The sequence below is a fragment of the Syntrophobotulus glycolicus DSM 8271 genome, assembly GCF_000190635.1.
GTDB lineage: Bacteria > Bacillota > Desulfitobacteriia > Desulfitobacteriales > Syntrophobotulaceae > Syntrophobotulus > Syntrophobotulus glycolicus.
The window spans coordinates 2,921,150-2,942,078 of the sequence record NC_015172.1; the positions used below are offsets into that span (position 1 = coordinate 2,921,150).

Genomic DNA, 20,929 nt, shown 5'->3' on the forward strand with positions numbered 1-20,929 from the left:
CTTTCTATTTCGTCAACAGGCAGTGCAAGGCATCAGCCGGCGTTAGGATTTCCCTGTTCAAAAATTTCTTTTCTTTTTGCCGGCTGCTAAGAATGACAGGCACCGGAAGATGGGCGTGCTTGCCTGTCAGCGGGTCGGTAGCATGGTCGGCGCAAATCAGCAGTTTTGTCCCGGGGGCCGTATGCTTGACCAGATAGGCGATGAATTCTTCGTCAATCCGCTCAATAAAACGGACTTTTTCCCAGTAGTCGCAGCGGTGGGAAGCCTCATCCGCTCCGTTGATATGGACAAAGACAAACTCATGGTCACGGAGAAGGGAACAGGCTGTTCTGGCTTTAAGCAGCAAATCGGTATCCGTATCCCCTGTAAGACCGTGCAGCTCCGGAACATCCATACCCAAGGCGATCCCGATTCCCCTGGCGATATCGGCGGCGCAGACCGCGGCCGCCCGGCACCGGTAAATCCCGGCGAAATCCGGCAGCTCCACGGACTGGGAGATCCCCCAGGGATAAAACAGGTATTGGCGCTCATGGCCGTGGAACCGGCTTAAGCTTTCTGCGGATAATTCCACAAAATTTTTGGCGACAGGGGATGAAGAAAAAAGTGCCGCCAACAGGCTATCCACATTTTCACCCAAGGATTCATGCGGAGGAAAAGTCGGGGCGTCAGGGCGGGTAAGCTGGTCCTTTTTCAGGACCAGAAGGTTTCTGTACCCCGCCAGCGGCAAAAACCGAACAGGGGAGGCCGCCCGGACCATAAGGCGGGACGCTTCTTCCATCTCGGCATTATTTAAAGAGCCTCCGTTAAAAGATACCAGCCTGCGCCGGTGGTCGGCAACCACCAGGTTGCACCTGGCGACCACCTCATCTTGACCCAAAGGGTAGCCCAGGGACAGGATCTCCAGTGCCGCTCTGCCCGAAGGATAAAACTCCTTCCGAATGCCCAGCAGGTTTAAAATACAAACCATGCTTTCGGGCAAAAAACCCGCCGGACAAACGTCCAGATACCCGTGAAAACCGGTTTCGGCCAGAGCGTCCATGTGCCGGTGCCGGGCAAAAGTGTAAGAAGATCGGTGATCGAGCTGCGGGATGGCCTGGTCGGCCAGTCCGTCAATCACAACCAGCACGGCTTTCATGTTGTATCACATCCTTGATCCGGTTAATCAATGTTCTATTTTCCTCTCTTGTCTTGACGGCAACCCGGTAGAAGCAGGGATTCAATTTGAGATAATCCGCGCAGGAACGGATGATGATCCCTTTAGCAAGAAGCTTTTGGCTCAGATCTGGGACACCCTCGGTCAGAAAAAAAATGTAATTGGCCCGGGAACCGAATACCTTCAGGCCCAGAGCGGTCAGTTCCCGGATCAGGAACTCCCTTTCCGTTTGAACCAGAAGTTTGCTTTGTTGAACATAGTCCTCCTGCCGCAGGGCGCAAATCCCCGCAGCCTGGGCCAGGCTTGAGACAGCCCAGTCCGGTCCGCACAGCTTTAGGCGGTCCAGCACATCACGGTTGACCGTCAGGGCATAGCCCAGCCTGATTCCGGCCATGGCGTAAAGCTTAGTGAACGCTTTCAGGATGATCAGATTCGGACAGTCTTTCAGGTACTCCCGAACGGAATACTTTTCCGGATGATCGGTAAAATCCATGAAACACTCATCCACCAGGACGAAGATGTTCTTCTCCCGGCATTCAGCCAGGACTCTTTTCAAAAAAGCTTTTGAACACAACTGCCCAGTCGGATTATTGGGGTTGCAGATCACGGCCATGTCAATCTCCCGGGTAAGATAAGCAGAATAGTCTTCCCGCACCCGGAACTCCGTTTCTGCCCGGAGATCATAATATTCGATACCGCACCCTACGGTCTGGAGGGCCCTCGCATAATCGGCAAAGGTCGGTGCCAGAAGCAGGGCCTTTCTGGGCTTGATCGCCAGGGCAAGCCTGAAAATAATCTCCGAAGCCCCATTCCCGCAGAAAATATCATCCCAGTTGATCTTTTCCCACCCGGCCAATGCCGCGCGAAGTTCCCGGCAGAAGGGGTCCGGATAATTCCGGCATTCTTCGGTTGCGGCGGCCACTGCGGCTTTTACCGCTTCCGGCAGGCCCAGGGGGTTGACATTGACGGAAAAATCGAGATAGTCCCCCGGCCTGTTCGCTTGCACGGAATAAATATCTCCGCCATGAACGTATTTATACACCACAGTTCACCGGCCTTTTCTATAAGAACTTCAGTAAAATTATGTGGATTCCGATTGCTGCCGTTAAGGCCAGCGCCGACGTTACATAGAGCAATCTGTTGGCTCTCAGAATGTCTTCCGCTTCAACAGGCCTGCCGTTATCACCGATCGTAGGCTTTGAGAGAAGCTTGCCAAAATAATAGTTATTCCCTGCCAGTTGAATGTTCAGGGCACCGGCGCAAACCGCTTCAGTCTGGGCAGAATTGGGACTGGTATGTTTCATCCTGTCCCGGCGGTAAATCCTCCAGGCGTTTTTTGTGTCATAACCGGACAAACAAGCCGCCAAGAGCATAAAATACGCGGCCAGCCGCGCCGGGATAAAATTGGCGGCATCATCCAGCTTGGCCGCGAATTTACCGAAGTACAGGTATTTTTCGTTTTTATAACCAATCATGGAATCCAAGGTATTGATTGCTTTATACAGAAAGCCCAGAGGTGCTCCGCCGATCAGGATAAACAGCAGAGGAGCGACCACCCCGTCCGAGGTGTTTTCGGCAATTGTCTCCACCGTGCTTCTGCTGACCTGAGAAACATCCAGATGAGCCGTGTCCCGGCTGACGATCCGGGAAAGCTTCTCCCTGGCCGCCGGCAGGTCCCCCCGAATCAGTTCACGATAAACCCGCATACTTTCAACCTTCAGGGACTTTGTGGCCAGAATCTGATAACACATCAGGGATTCCAGGCCGTACCCCAGAAGCGGGCTGCTGGCCCGGGCCAGCTTCAACAGGACATCAGGCAGAATAAAGGATACTGCCGCGACCAGCAGGGTCAACAATAGACCGCAGATCCATTGGCTTTGGGGCGTCCTGCAGCTCAGCCGCCGCAAGAACGCTTCTCCCCTGGAAATCAGCAGGCCCATCCCCCTGACGGGATGAGGCAGCCACTGGGGGTCCCCGAAAAGAAGGTCCAGCAAGTAACCGGTAAGCAGAGAAGCTGCCGCCATCATTTCTGCTCCTCTCTCCAGTGCTTGGGATTTGCTTTAAATGTTTTCCTCATTGTGTCTGCCCTTTTTCGAATTGGTTTCATTTTTTTGTGTTCTCTTTCCTCTTCCGGGATCGATAGGCGATGCATTTTTCCACAAAGCTGACGGCAAACCGGATATTTCCCCAGAGGTGGAGGTGCGGGTAGCCCGCAAACAAATTCGCATCTGCTTGGATACAGTCCCATTCCATGTTACGGGTAGGTTTTCTGGCCTGAAAAGCACTGCCGTTGGCCGTGGAATCCGAATAATGGAATTCATGGGCATTGATTTGCCCGCCTTTTTCCGATAGCAGGTTATGGTTGCCGGAGGTCAGAGTAATATAGCCAAAGCGGTTTAATTTTTCCGTCATGAAGGCCTTCCCTCTGATCGCCCCGGTCATTTCGTGGTGTTTCCCTTCCTGATCGGTGATCTCCTCCAGCAAATACATGAAGCCGCCGCACTCGGCAAGACAAGGAGTCCGCCGCTTTAAGGCCGCTTTAAGGCTGGCCTTCATCCTGGTATTTTCCGCCAGTTCCCGGGCAAAGACCTCAGGATAACCCCCTCCTAAAATCAGCCCGTCGCATTCCGGCAGTGCTGTGTCCTGAAGCGGGCTGAAATAGCGGATTTTGGCCCCCATCTCCTCCAACAGCTCCAGGCTGTCCTGGTAATAAAAACAGAAAGCCTTATCCCGGGCCACCGCAACCGTAACCTCGCCTTTTCTGAGCACCGGTTGATCCTCATAACGGATATCCTCGGCCCCTGCGGCGATTTCCAGCAAGGCCGCCAGATCAATCGTCCCTGCGGCCTGCTGCCCCAGCCTGACGGTCTTTTCCCGGAGATCCTCGACCTCCGCAGCGGTAATCAGCCCCAGGTGCCTGCTTGCCAATGAAAGCTCCTTGTGGTAAGGAAAATAGCCCAGCACCGGTATACCTGTTTCCTTCTCGATCATTTTCCGGTAGAGAGGGAACATCCCCGGAGAGAGACGGTTCAAAATAATCCCCCGGATATTGCTTTCCGGCCTGAAGCGGATAAAACCCTGGATCAAAGCCGCCAGGGAAAGGGAGGAACCTTTGCCGTCCACGATCAGGACGACCGGCGTCCCGGTGACCCGGGCCAGGTGGTAAGAACTGGCTGTCGTACTGTCGGCTCCCAACCCGTCGTAATATCCCATTGCCCCTTCCAGAATGGCCAGATCGGCGGTCCGGGAATTCCGCACCAGAAGGTAACGGCATACCCCTTCCGGAAGCAGGAATACGTCCAGGTTCCTGGCTTTTACCCCGGTCACCTCGGAATGAAACATCGGATCAATATAATCGGGGCCGCATTTAAAAGCGGCCGGGGTCAACCCTTTAGTCAGCAAAGCCTGGAGGATGGCACAGGTGATCGTGGTTTTGCCGCCGCCGCTGTTGAACGCACTGAACATCAAACGGGGGATCTTTGCTTTCATGCCAAGGCCCCGCTTTCCGCCGTAATCACAAACACCGGATTTTGGCCGGTCAGCAAGTGATAACCGCCAAGTTTTTGGGCTTTGGAAATCCCGACCTGGATGATCTCCGCTTTAAGGTCAGTCCTGCCCTCATAATAAGCGGCAGCCTGAGTAAGCGTCTGCAGCGTAATGGCCGTGAGCACTACCCTGGCCCGGGGGTTTTTGGCATAAACCAGGTCCAGGATATCCTTTAGCCGACCACCGCTCCCCCCAATAAAAGCCTTGTCGGGACAAGGAAGCGCGGCCAGTCCTTCCGGAGCGGCAGCCTGAAGAATATGCAGGTTATACGCGGCAAACTTCTGCTTGTTCTGCTGAAGAAGGTCCACTGCCCCCGGTTCTTTTTCGATCGCAAACACCGTACCTTCCGTAAGCCGCAAGGCCATCTCCACCGCTACCGAACCAGTCCCCGCGCCGATATCATAAACTGTATCACCGGCGGCAAGCTGCAGCTTGGACAGGACGACCGCCCGGATCTCCTGTTTGGTCATGGGGGCATCTCCCCGAATGAACATCCCGTCCGGCAGCCCGGAGGTGGTCAACTCCCCTTGGACCGGGCTGTTGTTAAACACCAGCATTACGCTTAACTCGGCAAAATCTTCCTCAGCCAGGGCTTCCGCAGTCCCCGTCGTGATCCGCTCCCCCGGATAAGACAGGTTTTCTCCGACACTGACCCGGACAGTTTCCAGCCCGGACCGGCAGAGTTCCCTGCACACCGCCGCCGGCGTGCAGGAACCTCCGGTCATGATGAAAACAGTCCGATGCCGCATCACCCGGTTCAGGACATTGCCGTCTCGCCCGTGCAGGCTCAGGACATTGACATCCTGCCAGGGTATCCCGAGTCGGGAACAAAATACCTGCAGAGAGCTGAGACCGCAAATCAATCTGATCTCCTCCCGCTTTCCGGTCTCCAGCAGGCGCTTGGCCAGGCTGTAAAAGCCGACATCCCCGGAAACAAGGACAGACGCTTCTTCCTCTTGCCCCAGGCCGGTCAAATAGTTGTTGATTTCCTTGACATTGCTGGAGTAAAACATCTCTTTCCGGAAATGTTCAAAGGGTTCTAAGACCCGCTTGTCCCCGATCAGATAGCGGCTGTTTTGAATGGCCCCTACGGCTTCCTCCGTCATTGTCTTCCTGTCGCCGGGTCCGATCCCGACAATATTGATTCTGGGCATTTTCCTTCCCACCTGTCTAAATGACTTCCTTCACCCGGTCCGCCAGTACTTCGGCCAGCCGGTTATCCGTACCCAGAGTCCGTCCGAACGTGATCCGGACATCGGAATAACCCTGTAAAAATTCATTGATCTCCTTGGGAATATCTTCTTTGATATGGACGCCTTCAAAAAGAAAATAAGGAATAACTTTAATGTCTTTGATCCCCTGCCCAATGAGTTTATTTAGTCCTTGCTCCAGGTTGGTTTCGGAAAATTGCAGGAAAGCTTTTTCCACGTACTTCAAACCCAGAATTCGTTTCACCATACCCACAATATTTTCCAGAGTCTCTTCCGTCTCTTTTTCCCTGCTCCCGTGGGCCAGTATCAAAATACCCGTCATTTTCATTCTCTCCTTTAAACCGTTCAACTCTTTTTCAGAACCTCTTCCGCACAGGCCAGAGTATCGTCGATATCCTCCGGAGTATGGGCAGCCGAGATAAAAACAGCCTCAAACTGAGATGGGGCAAAATAAATTCCCCGGCTCAGCATGAAGTTAAAATAGGTCCTGTATCTCTCCGTATCGCTTTGCCTGGCTTCCGTATCATTTCTGACTTCCTTCCCGCTAAAGAACAGGCAGGAAAGTGAGCCGATACCTGTGACAGAAGCATTCACCCCATGAGCTTCAATGATCGTTTTCAAGCCTTCTCTCAGCCTTTGCCCCAGAGCCTCCAGGTCGAAATAAATCCGGGGGTTTTCTTTCAGAATAGTGAGCTGGGTTATCCCGGCGGCCATAGCCACAGGATTACCGCTTAAGGTCCCTGCCTGATAGACAGCGCCGCTGGGCGCAATCATTTCCATGACTTCTTTCCTGCCGCCGTAAGCTCCTACCGGCAGTCCCCCGCCGATAATCTTCCCGAACGTCGTGAGGTCGGGAACAATCCCGTAATGCTCCTGGGCCCCGCCCGTCCCCAGGCGGAATCCGGTGATCACTTCATCCGCGATCATCAGAGCTCCGTTGTCCCGGCACAGTTTTTGCAGTCCCGGCAGGAAGCCCTCCCGGGGCAAAACAACCCCCATATTCGCGGGAACAAGCTCCAGGATCACTGCGGCAACCTGGCCCTTATTTTGTTCAAAGAGAGAAACAACACTTTCCAAATCATTGTATACCGCTGTCAGGGTATCATTGGCACACCCCGCCGGGACACCCAGGCTGTCGGGGACACCGGCCGTCATCACACCGGACCCGGCTTTGACCAGCATGGCATCGCTATGCCCGTGGTAGCAGCCCGCAAACTTGATGATCTTGTCTCTTCCCGTATAACCCCTGGCCAGCCTCAGCGCACTCATCACAGCTTCCGTACCGGAATTCACCAGCCGCACCATTTCCACCGACGGCACCAGCTCACAGATCAGCTCAGCCATGGTGACCTCCGCCCCGGTAGCCGCGCCGAAACTCAGTCCGTTCTCCGCCGAGCGAGCCACAGCCTGCACCACTTCTGGGCGGGCATGTCCCAGAATCAGCGGACCCCAGGACCCGATATAATCAAGATATTCATTTCCGTCGACATCATAAATCCGGGAACCCTTGGCTCTCCCGATAAAGCGCGGGCTGCTCCCGACAGATTGGAAAGCGCGGACGGGGCTGTTTACTCCCCCCGGCATCAGGGTTTGGGCTTGAAGAAATAATTCCTCTGATCTCGTCATCAGCCTATCCTTCCTTCATCGATAAATTGGGCAATCTCCAAAGCATAATAGGTAATCAGGATATCCGCCCCCGCCCGGAACACACTGGCCGCCGTTTCACAGACCATGGCCGCCTCATCGATCAACCCCGCCCGGGCAGCCGCCTTGATCATGGCATATTCGCCGCTTACGCTATAAGCGGCCAGAGGCAGGTGAAACCGGGCTTTCAGGTCGGAAACAACGTCCAGATAGGACAGCGCCGGTTTGACCATCAGGATATCTGCTCCTTCCGCAATATCCAGACCGGCCTCCTTCACTGCCTCTCTCCCATTGTGGTAGTCCATCTGATAGCTCTTTCTGTCCCCGAAAGCCGGAGCTGATCCGGCCGCTTCCCGGAAAGGACCATAAAATGCGGAAGCGTACTTCACCGCGTAAGACATGATGGCTTTATCGGTAAACCCCGCTCTGTCCAAGACCTGTCTGATTACGTTAACCCGCCCGTCCATCATATCCGACGGGGCGACAATGTCCGCTCCGGCCTCTACATGAGACAGGGCTGTTTGGGCAAGTAAAGGAAGGGTGGCGTCATTATCCACCGTATCCCCTTTGAGCAGCCCGCAGTGCCCATGGTCCGTATATTCGCAAAGACAGACATCGGTGATCACACTGATCTCGGGGAAGTTTTTTTTCGCGGCCCGCACCGCTTGCTGAACAACCCCGTTTTCGGCATAAGCGCCGCTTCCGACGCCGTCTTTGGTCAAGGGGATCCCGAAAAGCAGGATATTTTTGATTCCAGCCTTTATCACGGTCTCCAGCGCATAAGGAAGCAGGTCCGGGCTATACCGTTTTTGCCCTTCCAGGGAAGGGATATCTTCTTGGATTCCTTTTCCTTCCCGGATAAAAAGAGGCAGGATCAAGGCACTTTTATTGATCCGGGTTTCCCTGACCAGAGCTCTCCTGACAGGATCCGTGCGCAGCCTTCTCGGCCTTATCGTGATTTCCATCTCGCCCGTCCTCCTTTCGGCACAATGAAACATCATTTATTGTCAAGCCATATTCCGTTTGCAGCTTCTGAACCACTTGGGCGAAGCTCAACCCTTCACCTTCTTCAGGCCTGCCGATCACGACCACGGGGATTCCCAGGTCCCCGGCCGCTTCAATTTTCTGATGATAGCCGCCGATTTCCCCCGAGTCTTTGGTGACCAGCCAGGCCGCGGCGGTTGCTTTAAGCATCGCCGCATTGAGTTCTCTGGAAAACGGGCCCTGCATGCAAATCATATGAGAATGCTTAAACCCGAGGGACAAACACTTCTCCAAACTCTCCGGGGCCGGCAGTATCCGGGCATACACCCTTTCAGCAAAATCCGGCAGAGAGGTAAAGGCTTGGATTTCTTTGCTGCCGCAGGCCAGAAAAACGTTCCCCTTTGTCTCCCTCAGGATAGCCGCAGCCTGAACTGTATCCCGTACCCGGATAGATCCTCCCTCTCCGGCTGCCGGCCGGAGCAGGCGGATATAGCGGGTGCCCGTCTTCCGGCAGGCGCGGTCAATACCGGAAGTGACCTTTTGGGCGTAAGGATGAGTTGTATCGATGACACAATCGGGACGCCTGGTTCGCAGAAATGAGACCATCTCTTCCGGGCTGAGGCGTTTGGCCTCCACCCGGACATTTTCTTTCTCCGGAAAGAAGGACAACCCATAATCTGTAGCCAGAGATACGTAGAGGGTAACATCACAGGCGGCCAGGCTTTCCACAAGCTTTCGGCCCTCAGTGGTCCCGGCGATGATCCAAAGTACAGGCTGTTCAGGTCTCCTCATAGCGGTATCCTCTCGGCGTGACCATTTTTCCGCGGATGATCCGGGTCTGGGAATTGCCGATCATGACAGTGGTGAACATGTCGACCGGTATTTCTCTTAAGGCGGCCAGGGTGGTCACCTGCCAGCTCTCGTCTTCCCGGCCTATATTTCGGACAATCCCGGCGGGCAGGTCTCCGCTTTGAAACCGCATAATGATCTCACTGGCCCTGGCCAGATAGTCCGAACGCTTTTTACTGGCGGGATTATAAAGACAAATGACAAAATCAGCCTGAGCGGCCGCCTGCAGCCTGGCCTCGATTTTCTCCCAGGGAGTGAGCAAGTCGCTCAGGGAAATCACCGCAAAATCATGGCTGAGAGGCGCCCCCAGCAAGGCTCCTCCGCTGCAGGCGGCCGTGATGCCCGCAACCACTTCGATTTCGATTTCCGGAAATTCCCGGGCGGTTTCATACATGATGCCCGCCATTCCGTACACTCCGGCATCTCCGCTGGAAACCAGCGCTACGGTATTTCCGGAAAGCGCTTCCTCGATTGCCAGCCGGCAGCGCTTTTCTTCTTGCTTCATCGGGGTGTCCAGCAGTCTTTTACCGGGAAACAGCTCCCTAATCAGGTCTATGTATACCGTATACCCCGCAATCACATCACATTGGTTTAAAACCGCCATTGCTCTTGGTGTTATCTGTTCGGCTCCTCCCGGTCCCAGTCCGACCACAAATAGTTTCATTCTTGTTCTCCTTGTCCCCCAACGATTTTAAAAATCAACTTTCCAGTTTTTTTGGGCTACAGCAAGCGTTACACCGTTTTGCACCCTTTTGGGGACGATCAGTTTGCCGTTGCCGCTGAGCAATACCGCTGCTCTCTCACAAACATTGCCGATTCCGGCAACCTGCCGGACAAAAGGAGACTCCGTAAATTCCCCGCAAACAGACCCCAGTTCCCGGGCCGTAAAGGCAATCAAAGGCAGCCGGTATTTTGCCGCAAGCTCCCGCAATCCTGTTTCTTCCTTTTTCAAATCAATTGTCGCGATTCCCGCAATCGCCCGCCGGGAAATATGTTCCTCCCCGAGGACGTCTTCCACCAGTTCTTCGATCACGTTAAGGCTCACCCCTTTCCGGCAGCCCAACCCCAGACAAGCGATCCTGGGGATCAGATTCAGAGTGGTGGCAAAAGGCTTGCGCCGGTCGTCAAGCGCTATGCAAATCCCCACCGGGCTGTTCCTTCCAGACAGAATATACGGAGGAACCTCTCCTGCGATTTCAAATTCGGACTCTAAGCCGACGGTCTTTCCTTCCAGAAATAAAGCCGAGATTTTTTTGGCGGCTTCCATATCCTGAATATAAAGGTTATGCTCTGCCGCCCAGAGGTCTACAGCCATGAGACCGTGAAGATCGGTGGCCGTCGTGACCACAGGCTGGGCCCCGGTCTGCTCCGCAATAAAAAGGGCCAGCTTGTTTGCTCCCCCGATATGTCCGGAAAGCAAGGGAATAACGAACGTGCCTTTCTCATCCAAGCAAATGACCGCCGGATCGCTCCGCTTGTCCCGAATATAGGGGGCAATCAGCCGGACAGCTATGCCGCAGGCCCCGATAAAAACAAGCAGAGAACAGGATTGAAAAGCCTGCTTTACAACTGTGTTCAGGTCCGGGTCATACCCTTTGGGCCCTTCAAGCGGTTCGGAAAGTGCTTTGGCGGAATAAATCCCGACCTCATATTCTTGGGCTTGGAGGAGATCTTTTAACTGCAGGCCCAATCCGGCGCCGTTTCGTGTAAACGAAAAGACAGAAGCTTTCATGGTGAAGCCTCCCGGAACCCGTGAGCAAACTGAGGGTCATAAAGTTTGGAACGGCTGTACTGGGGCTTCAAAAAATCCCCTACCAAAACTAAGGCGGTCTTTTGGATCTTGTGTGCTTCCGCGGTCTCGGCCAGCGTGCCGACGGTACAGACAAAAACCCTTTCGTCCGGCCAGGAGGCCTTATACACAATAGCGGCCGGAGCATCTTTGGCATAGCCCCCCTGGAGCAGGCGTTCCGCCAATTCCCCAATCCTTCCCAAGCTCAAAAAAACGGCCATAGAAGCCTGATGGGCGGCCAGCAAGGAGATATCCTCCCGCGGCGGTACAGGTGTCCTGCCTTCCAACCGGGTAATGATCAGACTTTGGCTGACGTCGGGCAAGGTGTATTCGGCCCGAAGAGCGGCAGCCGCCGCGCAAAAGGAACTGACACCCGGGACGATCTGATAGGGAAGGGCCAAGGCATCAAGCCTGTCCATCTGTTCTTTGATCGCTCCGTAAAGACTGGGGTCCCCGGTATGCAGCCTGACCACGACCTTACCCTCCTGCGCGGCCGGGGCCATGGCGGCAAGAACTTGCTCCAAGGTCAGCCCGGCACTGTCCAGAAAAACGCAGCCCGGTTTGGCGTAGTGCAGCAGTTCCGGATTGACCAGAGAGCCGGCGTAAACAATCAGATCCGCTTTCTCCAGCATTTCTTTTCCCCTGACCGTGATCAGGTCGACCGCTCCGGGTCCCGCGCCAATAAAATAGATCATGGCTTTCTCTCCTTGTCCTTGACTACAATAATGGAAAAATAGCTGGTTTTCTCGTCCGCTTCCCGCAGGTCGGGATACACTTTCTCCCCATCCATTCCGCAGCGTTCCACCATGGCCGAGTGGGAAAGCAGCCCGCTGTCTTTCAAATATTCCCTGACACCGGCAAAGGCCAAACCGGATTTCATCAGGACTTTTGTTCCCGGCCAGTTCAGGGATTCGGCCAGTCCCGGGTAAGACGCCGGGATGATATGTAAAGGTTCGGCTCCGGCACAAAGCGAGTCATTTAACCTGGCGGCCACAGCACAGAAGGAGGGGACTCCGGCAATCAGTTCGGCCTGAAAACCCGCTTCCAAAACCTGTTTGTGCAAATAAATGTAGGTAGAATAAATGGAGGGATCGCCCAAAGTCAAAAAAGCGACAGTTTGACCGGCGGCAAGCCTCCGGGTGAGTTCCGCCGCCCCCTTCCGGTGGTTTTCCCAAAGCACGGTTTTTTCTCTGGTCATGGGCATATAGACTTCTAATATTTCTTTATCCGAAAAATCGCAGACGGACTGCACCACCGCAAGAGCGGTGATGGTTTTCCCCTCTGTTTTGGGCACGGCGATAATCTCCGCCTCCCTGATCACTCTCAGCGCTTTTAGGGTCAGGAGCTCCGGATCACCGGGTCCTACCCCTACTCCGTATAATTTCCCCTTTGTTCTCATTGTCATACACGCCCTGTTTCTTTCATTTTCATCAATATGTCATCCGCTCCCTCTGTTTTCCCCAATATGCCGTGTTCATTGGTAAAAAGGATCACAGCGGTTTTCAAGCTGCCCTGAACACGGTTTTGCACATGCTCGGCGATCTTCTTCATGACAGAGGGAAAAACCTGCCCGCTTAAACCCTGGGCAATGAGATAAGCGGCCGCTTCTTCCGTGGTGTTGCAGGTCATGAGATGTTTGACCTGCTCTGTTCCCGCCCCCTGCAAAGCGGCATGGGCCGCCAGGATTTCCATGCGGGCGTCCGCGTGCCGGGAGTGAGTGTTCATGATCCCGGCAGCCAGCTTGACCAGCTTCCCGGCATGCCCGATCAAAAGAAGGTTTCCAAAATCCAGTTCTCGGGCAAAATCCAGCATTTCTCCGAGATAATTGCTGCATTTAATTGCTTTCGCCGGGTTGATCCCCAGAGAAGCACGGATAAAATTCTGCCCGTAATTTCCCGGACAGACCAACAGATTCTCACTGCCGCCGGCCCGGTGTACCTTCATTTCCAGATAAATGGTGTCGATCCAGGCTTTTTCACTCATCGGCTCCACAATTCCCGTCGTCCCCAAAATCGAGATTCCCCCCTCAATACCCAGACGGGGATTAAAGGTTTTTTGAGCGATCTTTTCTCCCCCTGGCACGGAGATCCTGATGGCCAAACCACCGCTGTAATTCAGATTACGGCATACGTTCCGGGTTTCGGCAAAAATCATTTGCCTGGGCACGGGATTTATGGCCGCTTCACCGACCGGACAAGCCAGACCCGGTTTGGTGACAATGCCGATCCCTTCCCCGCCCGTAATAGAGATTGATTCCCGCCCTGTTTTCTCTACCGTGGCACAGACCATGATGCCGTTGGTGATATCCGGATCATCCCCGCTGTCTTTGGGAACCGCGCAGGATACCCGGCCTTCCCTGATTTCGACATCCCGAACCGGCAGGGTAAGCTCAACCCCTTTCGGCGTCTCAATATGAACCGAACTGCGGCTTTGACCGGTAAGCAGCATCAGAACCGCGGCTTTGGCTGCCGCAGCTGCGCAGGAGCCTGTCGTAACCCCTGTTCGGAGCTTTCTTTTTCCAAGATCATTATCCTTCATTTTGGCCGCCCCATCTCTTCACCGGCTATCCTTCCAGTTCTGAAATGCCCTGCGGGCTTCAGATATGGTGAAAGCGTTTGCTATACCCCAACCATCCTTTTCCTGAAGGATTTCCATCAGGTGCCCGATCCGGGGAAGCCGCAGGTGCACGCTCCGAACCAGTTCTTTTCTAGAAAAAACCTCTGTGGGGGTACCGCCCATAATAACCTTTCCTTCATTCAGGACGTAAGCCCGGTCACAGTATAAAGGTACAATATCAATATCGTGGGTGGCAATCACCACGGAAATGCCAAGCTCCTTTTGGGTTTCCATCATCAGTTTCATGATCTCGCTTGAGCCCATGGGATCAAGCCCGGCCGTGGGTTCATCCAAGACCAGGACCTCCGGTTCCATGGCCAGGATTCCGGCGATGGCCACCCGTTTCTTCTGTCCGAAGCTCAGACAGTGCGTGGCTTTATCTTTTAGATGGCTGATCCCGGTTCTGGCCAGGGCTCCCTCCACCCGCCGCCGCACCTCCTGCTCGGGCAGTTTCATATTGACCGGCCCAAAAGAAATATCTTGATAAACACTGGCGGAAAACAACTGGGTATCGGGGTCCTGAAATACAATTCCGACTCTCCTGCGCAGTTCCCGCAAACCTCCGTGGGAATATTCTAAAGGCTTGCCGCCAAATAATATTCGGCCCGAGGAAGGTTTTAGAATTCCATTGAGATTCAGAAACAAAGTCGACTTCCCGGCTCCATTCCCGCCCAGAACGGCCGTGGTTTTCCCGTTCCTGATCTCCAGATTTATTTGATGAAGCGCCTTGGTGCCGTCGGCATAGACATAACTGAGATCCTGCACCTCCAGGATATTGTCTTTCACCAAATCCCTCCTTCTCCATATTGCCTTAAATACAGGGTACACAATACCAGAAAACAGTTCAAGCCGACTGCCGGCAAAAGTCCGGTCCACCTGAAGGGACAGGAAGTTTCCTCAAGCACATTGAGTTCCCCGTCATACCCCCGGGCCTCCAGTGCCGTATACAGCTCGTCGGACCGCTTATAGGCGCGGATAAAGAGGTTGGACATCAGCGCCGCCAGAGAACGGTATCCTGCAGGCAAGGTAGCATAGCCCAAGCGGGAATTCTGGGCGGTCAGCATATTTTCCGCCGTTTCCAGAAAAACAAAGATAAACCTGTAAATCAGCCCCATCATCTCAACCAGGAGGCGAGGAACCTTTAAACGGCGAAGAACAGCCAATACATCCGTCATGGGCGTGCTTAGGGATAAATAATACAGACAGGATACGGAACCCAGCGCTTTAAAGAACAAATGCAGGGCCGTCTGCAGACCGGCCTGTGTTACCCCCAGATACATCCTGCCCAGTGTTACGGAAAACAAAAAAATTTCTTTGTCTCCCCCGAGATTCACGGCAATGGCGATAATGCCCAACAGCAGAAAGGTCATCGGAGCCATTAGTAATTTGCTAAAGAGGGAAAAAGGAGTACCCCCTTGATAGACGGTAGCCCATCCCATCATCAATAGGACCAGCATAGAGACGGCCACCGAGTTTGCCCAGAGACAAACCCCCAGGGTAAGCAAAGCAAATAACAGCTTTTGCCTGGGATCCGTGTTTTTGAGTTTAGACGCATAAGCATACTGGTCGATATTGATCATTGTTTTTCGCTTTCTCTTTTGCTTCTGCCCCGGACAAAACCCAAATAATAGCCCACGATACCCGCTCCCAAGGCTGCCTGCAGGGCAAAAAGCAGGCTTTCAATCTCCCCGCTGGGCGGTTCCCATACTGAAGAGAACCAGGGCTGGTAATCCGGATTGATTTCCGTGATCGCGGCTTCCGCCTGATCATCAGAACCGCCAAATTCAGCGCCTTTAGCCAGGAAGATAGGAACAACGGCCAGAATAACCACTAAAGCAATTAATAACAAATTATTTCTTAATGTAACATTCTTATTCTTCTTTTCAATTGTCCCCATAGCACCTTAAGCCTCCTCAGCAAAAATTTTCAGGCTTTTCAGCTCCTGCCCGCTGTAAGCGGTGATGGCGTTAAACACCAGCACGGTTAAAATCCCCTCACTGATGGCAAGCGGAATCTGGGTGACGGCGAATATGCCCATGAATTTAAAGAGCGAGGCTGCAAAACCGCCGGTTTCCGCCGGGAAAGCCAAAGCCAGCTGAACCGAGGTCGTGACATAGGTCAGCAGATCTCCGAGAGCGGCCGCCAGAAAAACTGCCAGCCAGCGGGGGCCATGAAGCTTTTGAACGATTTTGTAAGTGGCGAAAGCAACAAGGGGCCCGACCACCGCCATGGAAAAGGTATTGGCGCCCAAAGTCGTCAGTCCGCCATGAGCCAGCAGGATGGCCTGAAACAACAGGACAATCATGCCCAGAACCGTCATTGCTGTCGGCCCGAAAAGAATCGCGCCAAGCCCCACACCGGTGGGATGGGAACAACTCCCTGTAACCGAGGGAATTTTTAAAGCCGAAAGCAAAAAAGTAAACGCACCCGCCATAGCCAGGAGCAGTTTAAGCCTGGGATTGTCCCGGACCGTTTTTTGAATGGACAAAAGCCCCAGGACAAAAAACGGAATGACAATCACTCCCCAGGAGATGCTCCAAACCGGAGGCAGAAACCCTTCCATGATGTGCATACCATAAGCTGCTTGTGGCAATAACGTAAGCATCAGAGTAAAACTTAAAATCATGACAATTTTACGCTTTTTCATTCTTTTTCTCTCCTCTCCTGCCCTGAATTGCTATTTTAGTATTCGATCCCTTTTCTCATGCCGACACCGCGGTCATAGGGATGCTTGCGCTTGACAATCTCGGAGACATAATCAGCCAGGCCGGTCAATCCGGCCGGAGCATTGCGTCCGGTAAAGACCAGCTCCACCTGGGGCGGACGTTCCCGGATAAAATCACTTACCTCTTCTTCGGAAAGAATGCCCATATCTACCGCAGGGAGAATTTCATCGAGAATCACAAGGTCATACCGGCCGCCGGCGGTCTCTTGCCTAACCCGCTCAAACAGCAGCCGCTGTTCGGCGTAAACCCGCTCTTGTTCTTCCGGCCGCATATTCTTGATAAAACCTTTTACTGATTTGTACTGAAGCACGGTCAGCCGTTCCCCCAAAAGGGCCAAAGCCTGATGTTCGCCGGAATCTCCCGACTTCAAAAACTGGCAGTAAAGAACGCGCAGCCCGCTGCCAAAAGCCCTGAGCGCCATGCCCAGCGCCGCAGTGGTTTTGCCCTTTCCTTCTCCTGTATAAATATGGAATAACCCCTTCATTACAATGCCTTCTTCCTCTTTTTCCAATACTTTCCGGACAAAGGTCAGCACCTTTCCGGATCGCTCTTTAAGGTAACCGGGATCCCTGCCCAAACTCGCTCGACTTTTTGGGCGTTGGCAGCCAGAAGTTGATAGACCCTTCCTGTCTCATCCCGCCAGGCCCGGTCCGCCTTTTCCACAGGCACAATTCCACAGCCGATTTCAGTGCCTACAAGAATTTTACCCGCCAGCTTCGCCAGATTGTCCCGAAAATATTCTTCAGGACGGATATCCATCCTGATCAGCTGCCTGACCCCTTCCTGGAGATTCACGATGATCCCGGCCCCATACATACCGGTGATCTCCTGCCCGGCCAAATCAAATACGACCGTACCAGAACCGTAATTTTTCAGCGCATAGGCAGTCTTCCCCTGATATCTTCCGCCCAATATCAAAATCATATCCTTCTCCTTTTTCCGCCATCATCTTCCATTCAAATCAACGAGCAATCAGATGAAAACACACAAGGCCAGCATCAATAATTCGGCCAGCTCCACAAATCCCCCCGCAATGTCGCCCGTAATTCCCCCAAAATTTTTCCGGACCCAGAAATAATAAAAGAAGCTGAACAAAAGTAACCCCCCGGGCAGATATAATCCAGTGCCGCCCGTCAAACCATAGATGGCGCCAACAGTGAAAGCCAGGTCCACGGCAAGTATCCAAACGGTCTTTTTCCCCGCTCCCGCCTTAAAAGTCACAGCCAGCCCGTCAGCTTTGGCGTAAGGGAAAGAGCACAAGATAAAGGCTTGCACAATCCGGGACAAGAGCGGGATAAAGAGCAGCAAAACGGGAAATCCCATGGTCTTTCCGATCAGTTCGGTAAAGCAGGCAATTTTCAGCAGGATTACCGCCCCAAAGGCCATCACGCCGAACGCTCCGGTCCGGGAATCTTTCATGATTTCCAAGCGTTTCTCCCTGCCGGCTCTCGAAAAATAAGCGTCAGCCATATCCATCAGCCCGTCCATATGTAATCCTCCGGTCAGAACCAGGTAGGACAAAGTCAAGAGGATGGCTTTGCCGGATACGCTGAGTGTTGAAAAGGCGAAGAGACGGAAAAGAAGATAGCCGCCCGCGCCGATAAACAAACCGGCCAAGGGCATCAGCACTAGCAAATATTTCTTTCTCCGCTCGGTCCATTCCACCATGGGAAGAGGAAGAAAAGTGAAGAAAGAAAAAACAATGATCAAAGAATAAAATATTTCTCGCATAAAACCCTCAATTCAAAGGATTAGGCCCGGACCAGCAAGCTTCGAGCCGGGTTTTCCCCTTATGGCACTGGTATCCCGTATATACACATTCTATCGCAATATCTCCATGCAGCACAATCTCCCGGTGCAGCCGGGCCAGGGTCCGGATATAATCTTCGACAGGCCGGTCATATTCGATTCCGTCGGAAAACAGCTCATTGGAAACAATGATCAGATTGCTGACTCGCCGGTTCAGACTGATAATCTCCTTTAAAATCCTTTTGCCGACCACTGCCGGCTGCCGAGGGTTCCTGTCCGCGCAAAAAAGCTCATTGGCCAGCAGGATTCCCAGGCAGTCCAGTAATACGGTGTCTTCCGGCTGAAAGAAAGGAATGTCCCCTGTGATATTCACGCTCCTATCCACACTGATAAATCCTTTATCGGCCCGCTGCCGCCTATGCAGACAGATTCGTTCGGCCATTTCCTTATCCTCATCTCGGGCAGTCGCCAAATAAATTTTTCGTCGTTCTTTGGCTAAAGCAGCGGCCAGTTTTTCTCCCAAAGCGCTTTTTCCGCTGCGGACGCCGCCGGAAATGAAAATCAGCATCTCTCATCCCTCATCTCAGATTGGTTCGGCTGAACATTACCGGATATCTACCAGGACGCTGCCGTCGATCTCGCCCTGCTCAAAGGTTCCCATCTCCCGCCCCACAGCCAGGGCGCAATCGATCAGATAGAAAGTGAGCGGGCAGCCTGTCCCCTCCCCCAAACGCATATCCAGGTCAAAATAGGGACTGATTCCCAGTTCGGCCATCACGGCCCGATATCCCGGTTCCGCCGAGAGGTGGGAAGGCAGCATGTACTGGACGGAAAGTGGATTCAAACGGGAAGCAATCAGGGCTCCGGTAATGGAAATCAACCCGTCAATGACGACCGGCAGACGATAATAAGCACAGCCCAGGAATACGCCGGCAATCCCCGCAATATCATATCCTCCGACTTTGCTCAGAACGTCGAGCGGATCGCCGGAGTCAGGCTGACGCTTGTCCAATACCGCGTGAAGAACCGCTTTTTTATGTTCAAAATCAATTTCCGTCATCCCGGCCCCTTTCCCAACCGCCTCGCCTGCGGAAAGGCCGATCAGACTCATGATCACGGCTCCGGAAGTGCTTGTATTGCCAATCCCCATTTCTCCGGTCCCAATGACCTGGTAGCCCTGGTCAACCAAATCCTTCACCATCTCAATTCCCGTTTCAACCGCCCGAATGGTTTCTTCCCGGGTCATGGCCGGTTCAAGCAGCATATTTCTCGTCCCCCGGCGGATTTTCCGGTCGATAATCATCCCGTCCTGCGGCAGGTCGGCATCAACTCCAATATCGACAACATAAACATCGGCTCCGGCCTGCCTGCTTAAAACATTGATTCCGGCAATCCGCTTGGTCATGTTGATGGTCTGCAAAGCAGTGATTGCCGCCGGTGCCGCGCTGACTCCTTCAGCACAGATCCCGTTGTCTGCAGCAAAAACCAGCACACACTTTTTCTCCAAACTGTTTGGTCTTTTTCCGGTGATTGCCGAGATACGGACAGCGATTTCCTCCAGTTTACCGAGACTGCCTAAGGGCTTGATCAGATTATCCAGATGTTTTTGGGTTTGAAGCACAGCCTCCGGCGACACGGGATTGATCCCAGACAAAATTTCGTTTAACAATGACATTTTCCCCTTCTCCTTTTCCAATTAACAAAAAAGTTGCCTCCATATCCTGGAAGCAACTTGGTTGAACGTAATACAAAACTACATTTACAGAGCAAATCTCCTCACGCATTTTGCTTGCCCAATCCCAGGAGTCATATACAGGCAGGTCTCCCGACTTAGCTTCATCCTACTCCGACACCTTCCCGCTTTCCCTGTCAATCCTGACACCCAAAGCAGTGGTATACGTCATTTCGTCCGCATCACGGTTGCTGGGACAGTTCCGGGATTTTCACCCGGTTCCCTATTAAGCATCTCTGCACCTGTACAACGTTTCTATGCAATTGGTATTTTAATTAAACATATTCCTCTATATTTTATCACCTTTTGAACGCAATTGCTGAATTGAATCAAAAAAAATTTTGATTCTTCAGGCGACCGCAGGTAAATTTTCACTTCCCGTAAAGTTTTATAATATCTGCCGCAAATAATCAATACAATATATTAACAGGTTCTTCATTCCCATGAAAGGAGGAAACCTCATGCTTTCACCAAGCCTGGAAGACTATTTGGAAGAAGCTTATCGCTTCTCCCAATTCTCCGCACCGGTCCGGGTGACCGATATCAGCAAAAAGCTGAATGTTTCAATGCCATCGGTCACCAAAGCCTTGGGGAAGCTGAGGGAAAAGAAATATATCTATTATCAGCCTTACGGAGAAATCATCCTGACCGAACAAGGCAAGCGTCTGGGAAGCTTTTTGGTCGAGAGAAACCGGCTCCTGCAAAAGTTCTTAAACCTGATCTGCGCCAAATGTGATACAGCGGCCGAAGCAGAGGCCATGGAACACTATTTATCGGGAGAAACCATTAAAGCAATCCAAAAACTGGTGAATTTTTATCATCATTATCCCGAAGTTTATCAAAAATATCTTGACTATATCTGCGAGCCGACAGATGATCAGTTACTGGAATTCTAAAAAGAGCCCTCCGCTTTGTCCTTAAGCGAAGAGC

The 20,929-nt window shown here is 52.9% G+C and carries 24 protein-coding genes and 1 riboswitch; of the genes, 1 reads left to right on the forward strand and 23 read right to left on the reverse strand.

Translation table 11 applies throughout. The annotated features are described in order from the left end of the window. Nucleotides 1-4: 4 nt before the first annotated feature. From SGLY_RS14455 to cobT, 23 genes are all read right to left on the reverse strand, one after another. Nucleotides 5-1,135, reverse strand: coding sequence for an alkaline phosphatase family protein (locus SGLY_RS14455; protein WP_013625970.1), 1,131 nt, complete (start codon nt 1,133-1,135; stop codon nt 5-7). Continuing rightward, nucleotides 1,110-2,195: a pyridoxal phosphate-dependent aminotransferase gene (locus tag SGLY_RS14460; RefSeq protein WP_041445464.1), complete on the reverse strand. Its 1,086-nt coding sequence runs from the start codon at nt 2,193-2,195 to the stop codon at nt 1,110-1,112. Before SGLY_RS14460 ends, SGLY_RS14455 begins: the two co-directional genes overlap by 26 nt. Before the next feature lie 19 nt (nt 2,196-2,214). Continuing rightward, nucleotides 2,215-3,180, reverse strand: a complete 966-nt coding sequence (gene cbiB / locus SGLY_RS14465; protein ID WP_013625972.1) for an adenosylcobinamide-phosphate synthase CbiB — start codon at nt 3,178-3,180, stop codon at nt 2,215-2,217. A 76-nt stretch (nt 3,181-3,256) separates the two neighbouring features. Further along, nucleotides 3,257-4,642, reverse strand: coding sequence for a cobyrinic acid a,c-diamide synthase CobB (locus tag SGLY_RS14470; protein ID WP_013625973.1), 1,386 nt, complete (start codon nt 4,640-4,642; stop codon nt 3,257-3,259). Next, nucleotides 4,639-5,853, reverse strand: coding sequence for a bifunctional cobalt-precorrin-7 (C(5))-methyltransferase/cobalt-precorrin-6B (C(15))-methyltransferase (locus tag SGLY_RS14475; RefSeq protein ID WP_013625974.1), 1,215 nt, complete (start codon nt 5,851-5,853; stop codon nt 4,639-4,641). The genes SGLY_RS14470 and SGLY_RS14475 overlap by 4 nt, the downstream gene beginning before the upstream one ends. Nucleotides 5,854-5,869: 16 nt before the next feature. Then, a complete protein-coding gene (locus tag SGLY_RS14480) occupies nt 5,870-6,232 on the reverse strand; it encodes a sirohydrochlorin chelatase (RefSeq protein WP_013625975.1) in 363 nt (120 codons plus the stop codon). 23 nt (nt 6,233-6,255) lie between these two features. After that, entirely contained in the window at nt 6,256-7,536 is a 1,281-nt protein-coding gene (hemL, locus tag SGLY_RS14485; RefSeq protein WP_013625976.1) for a glutamate-1-semialdehyde 2,1-aminomutase, read from the reverse strand. Beyond that, nucleotides 7,536-8,519 carry a porphobilinogen synthase gene (hemB, locus tag SGLY_RS14490; protein ID WP_013625977.1) on the reverse strand — a complete coding sequence of 328 codons (984 nt, stop codon included), beginning with the start codon at nt 8,517-8,519 and terminating at the stop codon, nt 7,536-7,538. The genes hemL and hemB overlap by 1 nt, the downstream gene beginning before the upstream one ends. Further along, nucleotides 8,440-9,330 carry a precorrin-6A reductase gene (cobK, locus tag SGLY_RS14495; RefSeq protein WP_013625978.1) on the reverse strand — a complete coding sequence of 297 codons (891 nt, stop codon included), beginning with the start codon at nt 9,328-9,330 and terminating at the stop codon, nt 8,440-8,442. Before cobK ends, hemB begins: the two co-directional genes overlap by 80 nt. After that, nucleotides 9,317-10,051, reverse strand: a complete 735-nt coding sequence (gene cobJ, locus SGLY_RS14500; protein ID WP_013625979.1) for a precorrin-3B C(17)-methyltransferase — start codon at nt 10,049-10,051, stop codon at nt 9,317-9,319. The genes cobK and cobJ overlap by 14 nt, the downstream gene beginning before the upstream one ends. Before the next feature lie 27 nt (nt 10,052-10,078). Then, nucleotides 10,079-11,119, reverse strand: a complete 1,041-nt coding sequence (locus SGLY_RS14505) for a cobalt-precorrin 5A hydrolase (protein ID WP_013625980.1) — start codon at nt 11,117-11,119, stop codon at nt 10,079-10,081. Beyond that, on the reverse strand, nt 11,116-11,871 hold the full coding sequence (gene cobM, locus SGLY_RS14510) for a precorrin-4 C(11)-methyltransferase (RefSeq protein WP_013625981.1): 756 nt from the start codon (nt 11,869-11,871) through the stop codon (nt 11,116-11,118). Before cobM ends, SGLY_RS14505 begins: the two co-directional genes overlap by 4 nt. Beyond that, nucleotides 11,868-12,581 (reverse strand): precorrin-2 C(20)-methyltransferase, encoded by a 714-nt coding sequence (cobI, locus tag SGLY_RS14515; RefSeq protein WP_013625982.1) that lies wholly within the window; start codon nt 12,579-12,581, stop codon nt 11,868-11,870. Before cobI ends, cobM begins: the two co-directional genes overlap by 4 nt. Next, nucleotides 12,578-13,714 carry a cobalt-precorrin-5B (C(1))-methyltransferase CbiD gene (gene cbiD / locus SGLY_RS14520; RefSeq protein WP_013625983.1) on the reverse strand — a complete coding sequence of 379 codons (1,137 nt, stop codon included), beginning with the start codon at nt 13,712-13,714 and terminating at the stop codon, nt 12,578-12,580. The genes cobI and cbiD overlap by 4 nt, the downstream gene beginning before the upstream one ends. Before the next feature lie 18 nt (nt 13,715-13,732). After that, a complete protein-coding gene (locus tag SGLY_RS14525; protein WP_013625984.1) occupies nt 13,733-14,578 on the reverse strand; it encodes an ATP-binding cassette domain-containing protein in 846 nt (281 codons plus the stop codon). After that, nucleotides 14,575-15,372, reverse strand: coding sequence for a cobalt ECF transporter T component CbiQ (cbiQ, locus tag SGLY_RS14530; RefSeq protein ID WP_013625985.1), 798 nt, complete (start codon nt 15,370-15,372; stop codon nt 14,575-14,577). The genes SGLY_RS14525 and cbiQ overlap by 4 nt, the downstream gene beginning before the upstream one ends. Beyond that, nucleotides 15,369-15,689 carry an energy-coupling factor ABC transporter substrate-binding protein gene (locus SGLY_RS14535; RefSeq protein ID WP_013625986.1) on the reverse strand — a complete coding sequence of 107 codons (321 nt, stop codon included), beginning with the start codon at nt 15,687-15,689 and terminating at the stop codon, nt 15,369-15,371. Before SGLY_RS14535 ends, cbiQ begins: the two co-directional genes overlap by 4 nt. Before the next feature lie 6 nt (nt 15,690-15,695). Continuing rightward, entirely contained in the window at nt 15,696-16,439 is a 744-nt protein-coding gene (locus SGLY_RS14540; protein WP_013625987.1) for an energy-coupling factor ABC transporter permease, read from the reverse strand. 35 nt (nt 16,440-16,474) lie between these two features. Beyond that, nucleotides 16,475-17,002 carry a cob(I)yrinic acid a,c-diamide adenosyltransferase gene (locus tag SGLY_RS14545; RefSeq protein ID WP_013625988.1) on the reverse strand — a complete coding sequence of 176 codons (528 nt, stop codon included), beginning with the start codon at nt 17,000-17,002 and terminating at the stop codon, nt 16,475-16,477. A 44-nt stretch (nt 17,003-17,046) separates the two neighbouring features. After that, nucleotides 17,047-17,442, reverse strand: coding sequence for a bifunctional adenosylcobinamide kinase/adenosylcobinamide-phosphate guanylyltransferase (locus SGLY_RS17250; protein WP_013625989.1), 396 nt, complete (start codon nt 17,440-17,442; stop codon nt 17,047-17,049). 48 nt (nt 17,443-17,490) lie between these two features. Continuing rightward, on the reverse strand, nt 17,491-18,249 hold the full coding sequence (locus SGLY_RS14555; protein ID WP_013625990.1) for an adenosylcobinamide-GDP ribazoletransferase: 759 nt from the start codon (nt 18,247-18,249) through the stop codon (nt 17,491-17,493). A gap of 7 nt (nt 18,250-18,256) precedes the next feature. Continuing rightward, nucleotides 18,257-18,835: a bifunctional adenosylcobinamide kinase/adenosylcobinamide-phosphate guanylyltransferase gene (locus SGLY_RS14560; RefSeq protein WP_013625991.1), complete on the reverse strand. Its 579-nt coding sequence runs from the start codon at nt 18,833-18,835 to the stop codon at nt 18,257-18,259. Between the two features lie 36 nt (nt 18,836-18,871). Next, nucleotides 18,872-19,942: a nicotinate-nucleotide--dimethylbenzimidazole phosphoribosyltransferase gene (gene cobT, locus SGLY_RS14565; protein ID WP_013625992.1), complete on the reverse strand. Its 1,071-nt coding sequence runs from the start codon at nt 19,940-19,942 to the stop codon at nt 18,872-18,874. A gap of 123 nt (nt 19,943-20,065) precedes the next feature. Further along, nucleotides 20,066-20,260, reverse strand: a riboswitch (cobalamin riboswitch). Nucleotides 20,261-20,460: 200 nt separating this feature from the next. Between cobT and SGLY_RS14570 the strand changes: the two genes are divergently transcribed. Then, nucleotides 20,461-20,895 carry a metal-dependent transcriptional regulator gene (locus tag SGLY_RS14570; RefSeq protein ID WP_013625993.1) on the forward strand — a complete coding sequence of 145 codons (435 nt, stop codon included), beginning with the start codon at nt 20,461-20,463 and terminating at the stop codon, nt 20,893-20,895. The last annotated feature ends 34 nt before the right edge of the window (nt 20,896-20,929 follow it).